Below are 14,305 nucleotides of genomic sequence, written 5' to 3'. Positions count from 1 at the left end.
GAAAGAGAGGGTTCACCAGGGAACAGAGCGGCGGCCTAGATTCCCGATTTGCCGAACCACTGGTCGGCGGCCCGCTCGAACGCTTTCCGGTCGACGTCGCGATCGCCCGCCCAGGCGACGATGCCGTCCGGCCGGACGAGCACGGCCCCCAGTCCGAGGTCGTTCCTCGCCGCCCCGGCCGCGTAGCGCAGTCGGCTCTGCCGGCCCGTCGCCGCATCGCGCAGGCGGCGGTCGGTGCTGAAATCGAGCGCGACGCCTCGTCCGTCCTGCAACAGCTCGCCGAGGCGCGTGCCGTCTTCGAGACGGAGGTCCGGGGCGTTGCGGCCGACCAACGGCTGCGTGCTGCCGAGGTCGTAGCGGATCGACGATCCCGACACCTTCTCGAACACATGGGTCGTTCCGTCACGGGTCCCGAGCAGGTCGCGCAGCAATCCCTGGAGCGCCTGGCCATGGGGGTCCGGCCTCATCACCGCCGCCTGGGCGCGCGTCCAATCGAGCACCCAAGCGCCGATCGGATGCCGCTCTCGGGTGTAGGTGTCGAGAAGCCCGTCCGGCGCGTGCCCGTGCGCGGTCGCCGCGAGCTTCCACCCCAGGTTCATGGCGTCGCCGATGCCGAGGTTGAGTCCCTGTCCGCCAAGGGGGGAGTGGATGTGCGCGGCGTCGCCCGCGAGCAGGACGCGCCCAAGCCGGTAGGTCGTCGTCTGCATCGCCCGATCGGTGAAGCTCGAGACGAGATGGACGTCGCTCAGCGTCACACCGGTGCCGGACACGCGGCGCAGCACCGTCTGGAGGTGGTCGAGAGTCGGCTGCCGCGAACGATCGAACGCGCCGCCGTCGAAGTCCATCATGCCGATGTGCCCCTCGGTGGGCATCCGGAGGTACATGCCCGTCGGCGTCAGGTTGATCCCGGGGCTCAGCCCGTCGGGATCGGCGACAGTGCCGAGCATGACGTAGCCGGTGAACAGCGGTTCGGTGCCGACGAACTCGAAGCCCGCGAGCCCGCGCACCGCGCTGCGTCCGCCATCGCAGCCGACGAGCCAGCGCGCCGCGTACGCGTGCTCGCCGGCGTACGCGACCACGCTCTCGTCGTCGTGCGTGATGGCTGAGACCGTGACGCCGCGCCTGATCTCCACGCCGAGCTCGGAAGCCCGCTCGGACAGCACCGTCTCGACCGCTTCGAGGTTCGTCAGCACGCCGTCCATCGCCGGGTTGGGAAGCCGAAACGGCAGGGCGGCGAGGTCGACCTCGGCCGGATCGAGCACCATGCCGGCGAAGTGGCCCACGCCACGCGGAGGTGACGGCTCGTCAGCATCGGGGTTCGGGACGGGATCGTCGTGGACGCCCGACGCCGTCAGCAGTGGGCGCAGCATCCCGCGGCGGTAGAACGCCTCGACCGACCCGGCGGACAAGCCCCGCATCCCGAGCGGGTCCGCCCGCCACGGGGAGCCGGGCTCCGGATCCCGCTCGAGCACCAGAACAGAGCAGCCCGCGAGGCCGAGTTCGCAGGCAAGGAACAGACCGACCGGACCGGCGCCCACGATCACTACGTCATGCATGAGAAATCCCCTTCCGAAGCCGCTTCTCCGCGACACGCCAAGATTGCTGCGGGCCACTCACACGGCGCGCACACGGCGTTGACACGAGGGCACACGGGCACTGCCCTGATGTGAGGACCCGGCCGTGCGTGTGTGAGGATCAGGGAATGGACGGGGGTGCGCGGCTTCGTGTCACGCTGCTCGGCGCCTTCCAGTTGTCCCGGGGTGACACCGCCCTGCCCGTACCGGGTGCCCGGTTGCAGGCTCTGGTCGTACGGCTGGCCCTCGCCGGCGGGCACGCGGTCGAGCAGAGCGGCCTCATCGACGCGATCTGGGCCGAGCACCCGCCGGCCGGCCCGGCCCACGCCCTGCAAGCCCTCGTCTCGCGGCTGCGCCGGAGCCTCGGCCCGGCCGGCGAGGTCGCGCAGTTCGCGGGCGGCTACCGGCTGGCCGTGGACGCGGCCGACGTGGACGCGCTGCGGTTCGAGCGACTCGCCGCCGAGGGCCGTGACCACCTGCGCGCCGACGACCCACATGCCGCGGCGGCCGTGCTCGGCGAGGCCGTGGCGCTGTGGGGCGACCGTCCCCGTGCCGAGCCCACGGTCGTCGCCGCGGTAGCGCCCGCCGTCGCGACCCGGCTGGCGCACACCTCGATCGAGGCCGTCGCCGACCTCGCCGACGCCGAGCTGGCGCTGGGCCGTGCCGACGCGGCCGCCGCTCGTCTGGCCGCGCTGCTTGCCGAGCACCCCGTCCACGAGCGCGCCGCCGCGCTCCTCATGGACGCGCTCGCCGCCCAAGGGCGGCAGGCGGATGCCCTCGCCCTGTACGAGCGGGTCCGCGAGCGCCTGGCCGATGTCCTCGGCGCCGACCCGGGCGCCGCCCTGAGCGAACGCCACCTGCGCCTGCTGCGCGCCGAGCGGCCCGCACCCGACGCCGCGCAGGTCAGGCAGAGCAACCTGCCCGCGCCGCTGACCAGTTTCATCGGCCGCGACGACGACCTTGCCCGGATCGACGCGCTGCTCGCCTCCGGGCGCCTGGTGACGGTGCTCGGTCCCGGCGGCGCCGGCAAGACGCGCCTGGCGGTCGAGGCCGCCCGCCGCCACCGGCACGAGTACCGCGACGGCGTGTGGCTGATCGACCTCGCCTCTGTCACCGAGCCGGCCAAGGTCGGCGCGGCGCTGCTGACCACGATCGGCCTGCGCGGCTCGGCGCTGTTCGAGGCCTCGGCCAAGTTGCGCGTCGACCCGGTCGGCGAGCTGGACGTGCTGGCGGACCAGCTGGACGGCCGGGAGAGCCTGCTCGTGGTGGACAACTGCGAGCATCTGATCGACGCTGTGGCGCACCTGATCGCGGCGCTGCTGGCCCGCTGCGCCGCGCTGCGGGTGCTGACCACGAGCCGGGAGCCACTGGCGGTCGACGGCGAGGCGCTGGTCCCGCTCGGCCCGCTCACCCTGCCCGCGCCGCACGAGGAGGTCGAGCAGGCCCGCCGTACGGCGTCGGTGCGCCTGTTCGCCGAGCGGGCGGCGGCCGTGCGGCCCGGGTTCGACGTCGACGAGCACAACCTCGGCGAGGTGCTGCGCGTCGTCCGCAGCCTGGACGGCATGCCGCTCGCACTCGAACTGGCCGCGGCCCGCCTGCGCACGCTCTCGCTGACCGGCCTGGCCGCCGGATTGTCCGACCGATTCCGCCTGCTCACCACCGGCAGCCGGACCGCCTTCCCCCGGCACCGCACGCTGCGCGCGGTCATCGCGTGGAGCTGGGACCTGCTCGGCGCGGACGCCCGTGCGGTCGCGGAGCGGATCTCGGTCCTGCCCGGCGGCATCACACCGGCCTCGGCCACCGCGGTCTGCGCCGGCACCGCGGTGCCTGCCGCCGACGTCCCGGAGCTGCTCGCGGACCTGGTCGACCGATCGTTGCTGCAACTCGCGTCGGACACCGGCCGCTACCGGATGCTGGAGACCATCCGCGAGTACGGCCTGGAGCGCCTGACCGAGCAGGGCACCCTGACCGGCGCGCGGGACCTGGCCGCCCGTTACTTCGCCGGGCTGGTCGCCCGCCACGACCCGCTGCTTCGCGGCCCCGAGCAGCTCGACGCACTCCACGTGCTGCACGCCGAGTACGACAACACACTCGCCGCCCTGCGCCACCTCTGCGACACCGACGACGCCGCCGGTGCGATCGCGCTCGCGGTGGACCTGATCTGGTACTGGCAGATGCTCGGCCGGCACCCCGACGCGGCCTACTGGCTCGGTGAGGCGGTCGCGCTGCCGGCTGAGCGGGCGAGCGTGCAACGCGACATCGCCGAGGGGCTGCTGGCGCTCAACACCGTCGCCACCCGGGGTGCGGTGGCCAACGACTGGATCAAGGAGCGGCGCGAGGAACTGCGGGCGCTCGCCGGGCGGCTGCTGAGCCATCCGGAGCTGCCGGTTCCCTGTGGCGTGCTGACCGCGGTCTGGGTGGCCTCCCTGGCGGAGACCGAGGTGCCGCCGACGGTCCTCCGGCAGCTGGCCGACGGGCCCGACGTGTGGCCGGCCGGGATGGCCCGCTTGGTCCGGGCCCAGTTCGCCGAGAACGACGGCCGTTTCGACCGGGTCCGCAGCGACGTGCGCGCCGCGCTGGAGTGTTTCGCCCGAGCGGGCGACCGCTGGGGCTTGGCCAAGGCGCTGCCCCTGCACGCGTTGGTGCGGCAGTACGACGGCGATCTCGACGGCGCACTGGCCGACCTGAACGAGGCCAAACGGCTGGCCCGCGAGTTCGGATCGCTCAGCCTCAGCGACGAGATCTTCGTCGACCTGCGCCTGATCGATCTGCACGTGCGGCTCGACGAGACCGCGCGGGCGGCTGAGACGATCGCCGTGGCCCGGGAGCGCGTGCTGCGCTCGGCGTCGCCCGAGATGGCCATTCTGCTCGACGCGCGGGAAGCCGCTCTGCGGGTGCGAACCGGCGACCTGGCCCAAGCGCGCGAGCTGATCGAGTCGATCGAGGCCGGACTGTCCGAGCAGCTCGTGTTCGGAGGCGACCAGGGGCAGGCACTGGTCGGCGCGGTGCGGGGCACGCTCTGTCTCGAACTCGGCGACGGGCCGGGCGCCGAAGAGGCGCTGGGCCGGGCGTACACGGCGGCGGTCGACAGCAGGGACATGCCGATCGTGGCGACGGTGGCGGTGACCGTGGCCGGCCTCGCCGCGCTGTACGGGCGGTACCGCGAAGTCGCTGTCCTGCTCGGCGCGGCGGCCCGTCTGCGCGGCGCCCACGACCTTACCGATCCGCAGGTCCGGGCGTTGAGCAGCCGCAGCCGAGCCACGCTCGGCGACGAGCGCTTCGCCGAGGCGTACGAGACGGGCTGGCAACTGGACGCGCCGGCGGCCCTGACCCGGACCGATCCGGCGCGGCTGCGCTGCGTGTCGCCGTCCGCGTCACCTCCCGAGCCGCGGCGCTGAGACGCAGCGGGGGTAAGCCCGCAGCGCGAACGGTACGAAGCAACGCGCAGCAGTCGGCCATCGCCCTCGACGCCGACCGCCTCTGACGACCATCAACTCTGTTGCAGAGCACGTCCCCGAAGGGGCGAGGAATCTCCTCCCCTGCCTGGCGTGGGACCTGGCGCTCTGAAGAGCGCGCCCTACTCGCCGAGCGGGCCGCCTTCGCGTCGGCGGCCATGGAGAAATGGGCTTGCGGGCAGCCGCGCGGAGCCTGATACGGTTTCCTCGACAGTGATCCTTCGTAGAGGAGTCCAGACATGGCGGGTGACGACGACATCTCCGGGTGATACCCGGATCTGATCGGCCATCGGCAGGCGCACCCTTGGCAGTGCCGCCGTTGTGGTCATCTCGTCGTCCCCTCTTTCCCTGTCTCAGGGGCAGTGTTCTTCGCATGACGATTCCCGCACAGCGGGTTCCTCGCGGAGTGGCCTGCCCTCTTTCCCTCACGAGGTCATCCCCATGTCCGACGCTTCCGTCACCTGCTCCCAGCTGACCTTCTCCTGGCCCGACGACACCCCGGTCTTCGAGAGCCTGTCCTTCACCATCGGCGCCGGCCGCACGGGCCTCGTGGCGCCCAACGGCTCCGGCAAGAGCACCCTGCTGAAGCTGATCGCCAGTGAACTGCGCCCCACAGAAGGGTCGTTGACCGTACGCGGCACGATCGGCTACCTCCCGCAGAACCTCCCCTTGACCGGCGAACCGACGGTGGCCGAGGTCCTGGGTGTCGACGCGGTGATCCGCGCCATCGACGCCGTCGAGTCCGGCGACGTGAGTGAGGAGCACTTCACGGCCATCGGCGACGACTGGGACATCGAAGAGCGCACCCAGGCCCAACTCGATCGGCTCGGCCTCGCCCATCTCGCCCTTGACCGGACCCTGGGCACACTCAGCGGCGGCCAGATCGTCAGCCTCGGTCTGGCGGCGCAGCTGCTCAAGCGCCCCGACGTGCTACTGCTGGACGAACCGACCAACAACCTCGACCTCGAAGCCCGCCACAAGCTCTACGACGTGCTCTCGGACTGGAAGGGCACTCTGCTGCTCGTCAGCCACGACCGGGCCCTGCTGGACCGCATGGAACGCATCGCCGAACTCGACCGCGGTGAACTGCGGCTGTACGGAGGCAACTTCACCCAGTACGAGCAGGCCGTACGGGCCGAGCGGGACGTCGCGGAGAAGAACGTCCGCAACGCCGAACAGGAGCTGAAGCGGGAGAAGCGCGAGATGCAGCAAGCCCGCGAACGGGCCGAGCGCCGCGCGAGCAACGCCGCCCGCAACCTCAAGAACGCCGGCCTGCCGCGCATCTTCGCCGGGAACATGAAGCGCGGCGCCCAGGAATCCGCCGGCCGGGCGGGCCAGATGCACGCCACTCGCCTTCACGAGGCACAGGCCCGGCTCGACGAAGCGGGACGCGCCCTGCGGGACGAGCAGCGGCTCGTCCTGGAACTGCCCGACACCGACGTCCCCGCCGGACGCACCGTCATTCTGGGCGAGCGGATGCAGATCCGCCACGGCGAGCGGAACCTGTTCGCGGGGGACGGCGTCGACCTCTCGATCCGCGGGCCCGAACGCATCGCGCTCACCGGACCCAACGGCGCGGGCAAGACCACGCTGTTGCGGCTGATCGCCGGGCACCTCGCCCTGGACAGCGGGAACATCAAGCGTGCCGACGGACGGATCGCCTCCCTGTCGCAGCGCCTCGATCTGCTCGACCCCGACCGCACCGTGGCCGAGAACTTCGCGGTGTTCGCCCCGCACCGGCCGGAGGCGGAGCGGATGAACCTGCTCGCGCGCTTCCTCTTCCGCGGCCCCCGAGCCCACCTGCCCGTGCGCGTACTCTCCGGCGGCGAACGCCTGCGCGCCACGCTCGCCTGCATCCTGTGTGCCGAACCGGCCCCGCAGCTCCTGCTGTTGGACGAGCCGACGAACAACCTCGACCTGGTCAGCGCGGGCCAGCTGGAGAGCGCCCTGACGTGCTATCGCGGCGCGTTCGTGGTGGTCAGCCACGACGAGCGCTTCCTGGCACAGATCGGCGTCGACCGGTGGCTGCGGGTCGCCGACGGCGAGCTGACGGAGACGGGAGCACCGCAGGCCTGAGCCGCCGACGTGCCGCCCGTGCCCACGCCCGAGGTGCCGCACCCGGTGGGCCCAGAAACGACCGCGTCGGACGGATCACCCTGCATCGCTCTGTCCTGCTCGCGCACGACATCGGCCGCCGCGTACCGCGCCCGCAGGAAGACCGCGGTCATCTCGACGGGGTGACCGCGGTACCTGTGGCCGTGCCTGCGCGGTCGGCGGTGGACGCTACGGATACCGCCTGGCGGCCCGAAGTCCCTGAGTCAGCACGGCCCGCGGAGGAAAGCGGTGACCGCTTCGGCGAAGTGGTCTGGAACATCGTGGTGCACGACGTGACCGGCGGGCAGCTCGACACGACGGAAGAGAATTGCCCACTGCATGCGGCCGTGTCCCAGCTGAGGAAGAGCCGTCGGCCGGGATCCCGGCCGACGGTCCGAGGGGGCCATGGGGCGCAGGGCGTACGGCGCCGGCCCGAGGCTGTCCGCTACTTGAACAGACGGTCACCGCTGGTGGCCATGCGGTGGGTGGTGCTGTGGCGGTTCACCCAGTCACGGACGAGGTTGATGGCGTTGGCGCACTGCCAGCCGTTGTCGTACTCGTGCTCTCCGGTGAAGTTGCCGTAGCCCGCGATGATGCCGTCCACCCGCGCATCGCCCAGCAGTTTGTCGACGTACCACGGATCGTTGTAGGTGGCCGTCCAGGACAGCGTGGCCGCGAGCTGTCCAGCGGCACGGTCCCCGGCGCCCTTCTTCAGTTCCGCGCACGTGTTGCGGCCGGCTTCCGTGCAGTTGCCGAACCCGTTGGGGAGATTGCCGTCGCCGTAGTCCATCACCCGGCGACCGACCGGGAATCCGGAACCGGACCGGTCGAAAGCGCTGCGGACCTGATCGCGGGTCCCGGTCGTCGTGATGCCCTCCAGGCTGCCGAGCCTGCCTTCCAGGCTCTTCCAGCCCCTGCCGCCGACGTCCGGGTTGCTGCCGCCGTGGTACTCGTAGAATCCGTAGAGCACCTGGATACCGGCGCCCGTCAGCCTCTGCGCCTTGTCGCGCAGTCCGGCGACGCTGCACGCACGGTTCTGCGCTTCTCCGCAGTAGTTCGGGTCCTTGATGTCCAGCCAGACCAGCCCCAGCCGACGCCCTGCTTTGGCGTGGGAGACGATGCGGTCGATCATGCTGTCGAAGCTGGGGCCCAGCCGGTTGTCACCGGCCGAGGAGCAGTCGTGCCAGGCGCGCCATTCGTTCGGATTCCACCAGGCACAGACGTCGATCTCGATGGCGTTGGCGCCATGGCTGATCGCGGCGTCCACGCCGTCCAGGGTGTTGACCCGGTGCGCGATGGCGTAGATCGCGTGACGCTGATCGGCTGCCGCCGCCGTGGTCGTACCGAGCGCGGTGGCACCGATGATCCCGCACAGTGCCGCCATCAGCGCCAGTAACGTCCGCGGGCCGGCGCCATGTCGTAAGTGAGTGGTCAAGAAAGGTACTCCTTCATCTCGGTGCCGCCACTTGGCGCACACCCCGAATCTCTCCATACGCGCCAGATCGTTGGATGTGGCACCTGGACGACCCGAGCTTGCGGGGTAATGCGCCCCGGCCGCCACCAAATCCCGACACTTCGGGACGCTGGAACGCGAAAGTGAGCTTTGACCAGGGAAGAAGTCAGCGGCCTGGAACGCCCGGCTGGAACGCTCCGGGCAAACGGAAAGCCGGCCACCATCCGGGGTAGTGCTCGATGTCGGCAGGCTTCGCGTACAGGGTGCCGGGCGGGAGCGGTGCCTTCCAGCGCCCGGCGAAGCGCATCTCGTGGCGGCTCACGTCAGTCTTCTGGTCGGCTGTGTGCTCCGGGGCACGCGGAGGTGGTTGCGGGTGCGAGCGAAGAAGGCGGCGGTTCCGAGTCCCCACATGAGGAGGAACCACAGTGGGCCGAGCAGGAGGTGTCCGTACGGGGTGTCCGTGGAGGTGAAGCCTGCGGCAACGCTGACCTGTGTCGGACCGTAGCCGGGGAGCAGTTGGAGCCCGTCCTTGTCGGCTCCCGTGTTGCTCATGGGGTTCTGCAGCATGGTGTCGAGCAGACTCGCCATGATGATGACGAACAGCGCCGCCAACTCGTTGCGCAGGAAGGCCCCGAGGAGGATGCCGATACCGCCGTAGGCGACCGTGGCGGTGAACAGACCGAGTGCGAGGAGCCCTGGCCGGACGGGATCCCAGTACCAGCAGATGACGGCCGTGGCGTAACCCGCGATGAGGGCGGAGGCGACGGTCATGGCAATGACCTTGCTCAGGAGCAGAAAGGTACGGGGATAGCCGGCGGACGCGAGCCTGCGGTCGAAGGCGAGGGACTTGAAGGTCGTGATGAACATCATGAAGCCGACGATGAGCGTCACCGTGTTCACGGCCCCGGACACCATCGTCAGATGATTTCCGTCGACGGTGACGGTACGCCCCGTCGCGCGCAGCAGGAACCGCGCCGGCGCCGGGGTGACGAACACGTGCTCCAGCGTCAGCCAGAGAGGGATGTACACGACGACCAGCACCAAGGCGAGGTGGTTGCGAGCGTGTTCCAGGAGAGCGAACGAGGCGCCCGTGCGGAGCCCTCTCTTCGTCCGGTTCAACGGTCCGCCCCTCGCGTCGCCCCCGCGCGCATCACGTCGGACTCTCCTGGCGTCGCCACTCCGTGACGCAGACGGAGCACGACGTCGAGCCGCTGGGTGTCCCAGGCCAGGTGCGACACGACGAGGACGCAGCGTCCCCGCTCGCGGAGCCGGGCCGCGACGTCCCAGAAGCGGAGGTATGTCTCCCAGTCGAATCCCTGATACGGCTCGTCCAGCAACAGCACGTCCGGGTCGTGCATGAGCGCCAGGGTGAGGTTGAGCTTCTGCCGGGTACCTCCGCTGAGGGCATCCACACGGGTGTGCCGGTATTCGGCGAAACCGAGTTCCTCGAGCAGTTCCCCGGCCCGGTCGGTCCCCTCCAGGCCGTAGGCGGTCCGGAACCAGATCAGATGCTGGTCGACGGTGAGGGAGTCGTTGAGCACCGTCTCCTGCGGGCAGTACCCAAGGGAGCCGCCGTGCTCGACACTGCCGGAGTCGGCAGCGATCTGGCCACACAGGATGCGCAGCAGCGTGCTCTTGCCGGAACCGTTCTCACCCACGACGCCTGCCAGTGTGCCCGGCTCCAGGCTGAAGGAGACGCCTCGCAGCACACGGCGTGACCTGTAGGACTTGTGTACGTCGTGCACGCGCAGGGCGTGCGGGCTTCGGGTCACGGCGAGTGCTTCCTCCGGCGTAACGATCGTCGTCGTGGTGACTGTCAGCTGCTGCGGCGGGAGAGGTCGGTGATGAAATGCCGCCACTGTTCCTGTACGTCGGCGGGGATGGGCGCCCCGCCGAGGGCCGCCAGTGCCGACGCCACGTGCCGGACAGCCGCCTCCTCGGAACGTCGCCTGCTCTCTGTCTCCTCCAGCAGTCGCATGGCTTCAGGGACATCACCCGGAGCCAGGGGGCCGGAGCCCAGCAGGGCCGCGAGCCGCCGGCCGGCGGCGGTGCCCGAGCCGACGGCGAGCAAGAGGGGCAATGTCTTCTTGCCGCACATCAGGTCCGCTCCGACGGGCTTCCCGGTGACTGTCCTCTCACCCCACAGGCCGAGGATGTCGTCGAGGATCTGGAAGGCCACCCCCAACTCGCTCCCCGCGGAATGGAGTGCCTGCACCATGGGGACCGGCCCGTCGGCCAGCACGGCGCCCAAAGCCGCTGCGCAGCCGAAGAGAGCGCCGGTCTTGCCGCGTGCCATGCGCACGTACCGGCTCGGCGAGACCTCGCTCACGGACCACCCTTCGAGCGAAAGATCTTCTGCCTGCCCCTCCACCATCTTCTCCACGGCCACGATGAGAGCGTCGGTGGCCGCAGCGGCCCCGGGGGCCTGCGCACGGAAGACCCCGGCGACCGCCTGCACAACGAGAGCGTCACCGGCGAGCACGGCCGGCCCCGTGCCGAACGCGGCCCAGGCGGCAGGCCGACCGCGACGCTCGGTGTCACCGTCCATGACGTCGTCGTGCAGCAGGGAAAGCTGATGCACAAGCTCGACGGCCGTTCCGGCGACCGCGGCCAACCGCTCCGGCGCCCCGACGGAGCGGACCGACAGCACCGCCAGCGCAGCGCGCACACGCTTGCCGGCCCGCTGCACGAGACCTGCGGAGCCCTCTGCGTCCCACCCCAGGTGGTAGCGGCACACCTGGGCCACGGACGGATGAAGCCCTGCCACGATCCGGCGCAGCTCGGGCTCGACGAGCGCCATGCCCCGCTCGAGGATCTCCTCACTTCCCGGCGGCAGCTTCGACGTGTCGTGCGAGACGGTGCTGTGCAACAGAATGCGTGTCCTCACTGCCTCGTCCCGCCCAGTGGCCCGCAGCCCGCAGTGGTCGTCTTCGGCCCTCGTCCACCGCATAACGACACCGATGATCGGGGAGTTACGGCAGCAGCTGCGGTCCGACCTGCACGTGCTGGCTGACGGCAAAGGCCACCTCGATACCTCTGAGGCGGCCCTCGCTCGGCACCGCCCGGAAGCATGACCTCGCCTTCGACGGACCTTCGTGCTGCCGGTGACCAGAGAGGCCCGCACCGCTCCAATGGCATGATCGGACTCTTGACGGGCGCCCTCACCGCCCGTCTTCACCGGAAGGCCACGCTGTCCAGCACGAAGAGTGACCCTTTTAATTAACGTCTAACAAATCGGTCGAAGAATTGATATCTATAGCATCGCGGGTGCTTTCGCGAATAAATTGCAGAATCAAGTTTTCCGCTTGGCGTCAACCCCGGGTGCTCCTGTGGGCCGTGGCGAGTGTGGTGGCCCTCGGATTCCTCATCGCGCTGGAGATCGCCGCGCGTCACTACGCCGGCCAACCGGGACCGATCACCAACCAGGTGAAAGAGGTGATATTCGCCCCCAAACCGGGGCCGCTGTACGCCGGTATGGCGTTGATGATGGTGGTGCTCACCTGGCGGCAACGATTCATCGCGGCTGGTGCCGCGATCGGCATTGACATCGTCTTCGTGCTGGTGCGGTGGGCGATCGACGCCGAGACGCCCGACGGCCATTTCTTCGGCAATGGCGCGTTGTGGGTGATTCTGGGCGTTGCTGTCATTGCTGTCACGCGCCGCACCGGCAGGGAACGTGTCCTGCTGCTGAAGGGCGTCGGACTGGGCCTGCTACTGGTGGCCGGTCGCAAGACCGGCGATACCTGGCTGCTCATCACGGCGAAGACCCGCCCGGCGGTGCTCGACCCGTACCTGGCGACCGCCGATCACGCACTGGGCAACCCGTCGTGGCTGGCAGGCCGCATCCTCCAGGCCGCCGGCCCGATCAGCACCCATCTTCTCGACCTGGTCTACGCTCAGCTCGCGGTGGCCGCGGTCGTTGCCGCGCTGTACCAGCTGCGCAACGTGGCGGCCGAGCGCCGCTTCCCGAGTCATCACCTGGTGCGCACCTTCCTGGTCATCGGCCTGCTCGGGCCGGCCATCTACATGATCTTCCCGGTGGTCGGACCGATCTTCGCCTACGGCCCGGGCACCTCCGGCACCGGCGGCGTGCACTGGGCGGTGGCCAACCTGTGGCCGGACACGCCGCCGCCGATCAGTGCCCCGCACCCGGTGCCGTACGACGGGATCACCCCGCGCAATTGCATGCCCAGCCTGCATACGGCGTGGGCTACCGCGATCTTCATTCATTCACGCAAGGGCCCAAGGATTCTGCGCTTCGCGGGGGCGTTCTGGCTGATTGCCACGCTCGGCGCGACGCTGGGATTCGGCTACCACTACGGCGTGGATCTCGTTGCCGGCGTGGTGTTCGCGCTCACCGTCGAGGCGGCACTGCGCTCGCTCGACCGTGGCTGGGACCGGTCGGGAATTCAGCTGGTCGCCTATGGCACAACCGTCTTCGCCGCGCTTTTGGTGTCCTATCGCTATCTGCCGATGGAGATGGCCAAGTATCCGTGGGTGTTCGGGCCTCTTGTCATCCTGGCGATGGCCTCAGTGATCTACGGCTATGTACGGACCACGAAACTGTGGGAACCGAAGGCCGCACCAGCAATGCAACCGGAACCGGAACCGCAACCCCAATTGGTATGAGTCATGGTGCGTCAGGTGAGCCGGCCCGACACGCCGCGAGGAGCCTCGCCCCGGGGTGCTGTCGGTGTGACCACTGTCACCGCCAGGGCGTCGAGCGTGAGGCGCCGCATGGACGGCGGGCGGGCGGGAGTACCTGGCGCGACGCCACCCGACAGCACTCCTGAACCGCGGGGCGTCAGCGGCCCAGGGGGAGCTGGTCTCCGGTGGCGCCGATCTCCAGGCGTGCGTAGTCGGGGTGGTCCAGGCGGTGGTGGGCGTAGATCTGGTCGGCCCACGGCGGGTCGAAGGGCGTGAAGGCCCGCAGGCCCAGGACGCGGCCGATCGGCCTGTCGGGGTGGGCGGCGTTGAAGTCGGCGAGGGCGGCGGCTTCGCCGATCTGCTCGATGGTTCCGGGCAGGTCGTCGAGGTAGCAGGTGACGCGCGGCAGCAGGTGCTCGTGTGCCGGGATGCGGAAGAGGTCCAGGGCGGTCGTCGTCGAGGTGTAGTGGTCCAGGTCGAGGCTGACGAAGCCGACCGGGTGATCGCGCAGTAGGTGGGCGTGGGTGTCGAGGTAATGGGGCAGCGTTTCGGCGAGGTCGCCGATCACCAGCTCGGCCGTGCCCAGGCGGGCACGTAGCCGGTCGTGGTCCATGGCGTAGAAGCCGGGACCGAACAGGTAGGGCAGATCCCGGGGATCCTTGGCGGCGGGCAGGCCCGCGCCGCTGTCGAAGCCGACCACCCGCACCGCCACGCCCGTGGCGGCGGCGTAGTACCGGGCGTGCTCGGCAAGGGCCAGCAAGCCGTTGCCCCCGGCCACCCCGAACTCCACCACCGTGACACCCCGGTGCCCCAGCCGTGCGGCCAGCTCGGTGGCCCGGCGCACGCCGTAGGCGTAGTGCGGCCGCTCGACCAGACCGAACCGGTATGCCGCGGGGGAGCCGACCCCGGGCAGCCGCCGTAACAGCCGGTTGCGGGCGGCGTGCCGGGTGCCGGACTTCGACCAGTCCCACAGCACGTCCGCCAGCCCGCCGACGGGCCGACGACCGAACGGATGCCCCTTCTGGGCGGTCGTACGTGAACCCGTGCGCACCACGGCACTCCCCTCCACGCTACGGACCACG

9 protein-coding genes are annotated in these 14,305 nt (G+C 70.3%); 3 read left to right on the top strand and 6 right to left on the bottom strand.

Annotated features, from left to right (window positions below; all coding sequences use genetic code 11):
* Positions 1-35: 35 nt before the first annotated feature.
* On the bottom strand, positions 36-1,556 hold the full coding sequence (locus FHS38_RS17135; RefSeq protein WP_184734432.1) for an FAD-dependent oxidoreductase: 1,521 nt from the start codon (positions 1,554-1,556) through the stop codon (positions 36-38).
* Between the two features lie 146 nt (positions 1,557-1,702).
* Here FHS38_RS17135 and FHS38_RS17130 point away from each other — a divergent pair, with 146 nt between their 5' ends.
* A complete protein-coding gene (locus FHS38_RS17130; RefSeq protein ID WP_184734431.1) occupies positions 1,703-4,972 on the top strand; it encodes an ATP-binding protein in 3,270 nt (1,089 codons plus the stop codon).
* A gap of 498 nt (positions 4,973-5,470) precedes the next feature.
* Complete coding sequence (abc-f, locus tag FHS38_RS17125; protein ID WP_184734430.1) at positions 5,471-7,105, top strand: ribosomal protection-like ABC-F family protein; 1,635 nt, start codon at positions 5,471-5,473, stop codon at positions 7,103-7,105.
* Positions 7,106-7,568: 463 nt separating this feature from the next.
* Here the strand turns inward: abc-f and FHS38_RS17120 are convergent, their stop codons facing one another.
* The 4 genes from FHS38_RS17120 to FHS38_RS17105 form a co-directional block, all read right to left on the bottom strand.
* Entirely contained in the window at positions 7,569-8,558 is a 990-nt protein-coding gene (locus FHS38_RS17120; protein WP_229821996.1) for a PI-PLC domain-containing protein, read from the bottom strand.
* Positions 8,559-8,894: 336 nt separating this feature from the next.
* Positions 8,895-9,695, bottom strand: a complete 801-nt coding sequence (locus FHS38_RS17115) for an ABC transporter permease (protein WP_184734429.1) — start codon at positions 9,693-9,695, stop codon at positions 8,895-8,897.
* Positions 9,692-10,327 (bottom strand): ABC transporter ATP-binding protein, encoded by a 636-nt coding sequence (locus tag FHS38_RS17110; protein WP_184734510.1) that lies wholly within the window; start codon positions 10,325-10,327, stop codon positions 9,692-9,694. The genes FHS38_RS17115 and FHS38_RS17110 overlap by 4 nt, the downstream gene beginning before the upstream one ends.
* A 65-nt stretch (positions 10,328-10,392) precedes the next feature.
* The gene (locus FHS38_RS17105) at positions 10,393-11,463 is read right to left on the bottom strand and encodes a polyprenyl synthetase family protein (protein WP_229821995.1); all 1,071 of its coding nucleotides are present in this window, start codon (positions 11,461-11,463) and stop codon (positions 10,393-10,395) included.
* 404 nt (positions 11,464-11,867) lie between these two features.
* Between FHS38_RS17105 and FHS38_RS17100 the strand changes: the two genes are divergently transcribed.
* Positions 11,868-13,205: a phosphatase PAP2 family protein gene (locus FHS38_RS17100; RefSeq protein ID WP_373301775.1), complete on the top strand. Its 1,338-nt coding sequence runs from the start codon at positions 11,868-11,870 to the stop codon at positions 13,203-13,205.
* A gap of 175 nt (positions 13,206-13,380) precedes the next feature.
* Here the strand turns inward: FHS38_RS17100 and FHS38_RS17095 are convergent, their stop codons facing one another.
* Positions 13,381-14,274: a hypothetical protein gene (locus FHS38_RS17095; protein ID WP_229821993.1), complete on the bottom strand. Its 894-nt coding sequence runs from the start codon at positions 14,272-14,274 to the stop codon at positions 13,381-13,383.
* Positions 14,275-14,305: the final 31 nt, after the last annotated feature.

This window comes from Streptomyces netropsis (assembly GCF_014203545.1).
Classification (GTDB): Bacteria; Actinomycetota; Actinomycetes; order Streptomycetales; family Streptomycetaceae; genus Streptomyces; species Streptomyces netropsis.
Note: the sequence above shows the minus strand (reverse complement) of the source record. Positions and strands in the feature narration are given on the sequence as shown.

Bases quoted from the DNA above. Each gene is read 5' to 3' on its own strand.
- FHS38_RS17135 (WP_184734432.1), bottom strand. From the start codon at position 1,556: ATGCATGACGTAGTGATCGTGGGCGCCGGTCCGGTCGGTCTGTTCCTT.
- FHS38_RS17130 (WP_184734431.1), top strand. From the start codon at position 1,703: ATGGACGGGGGTGCGCGGCTTCGTGTCACGCTGCTCGGCGCCTTCCAG.
- abc-f (WP_184734430.1), top strand. From the start codon at position 5,471: ATGTCCGACGCTTCCGTCACCTGCTCCCAGCTGACCTTCTCCTGGCCC.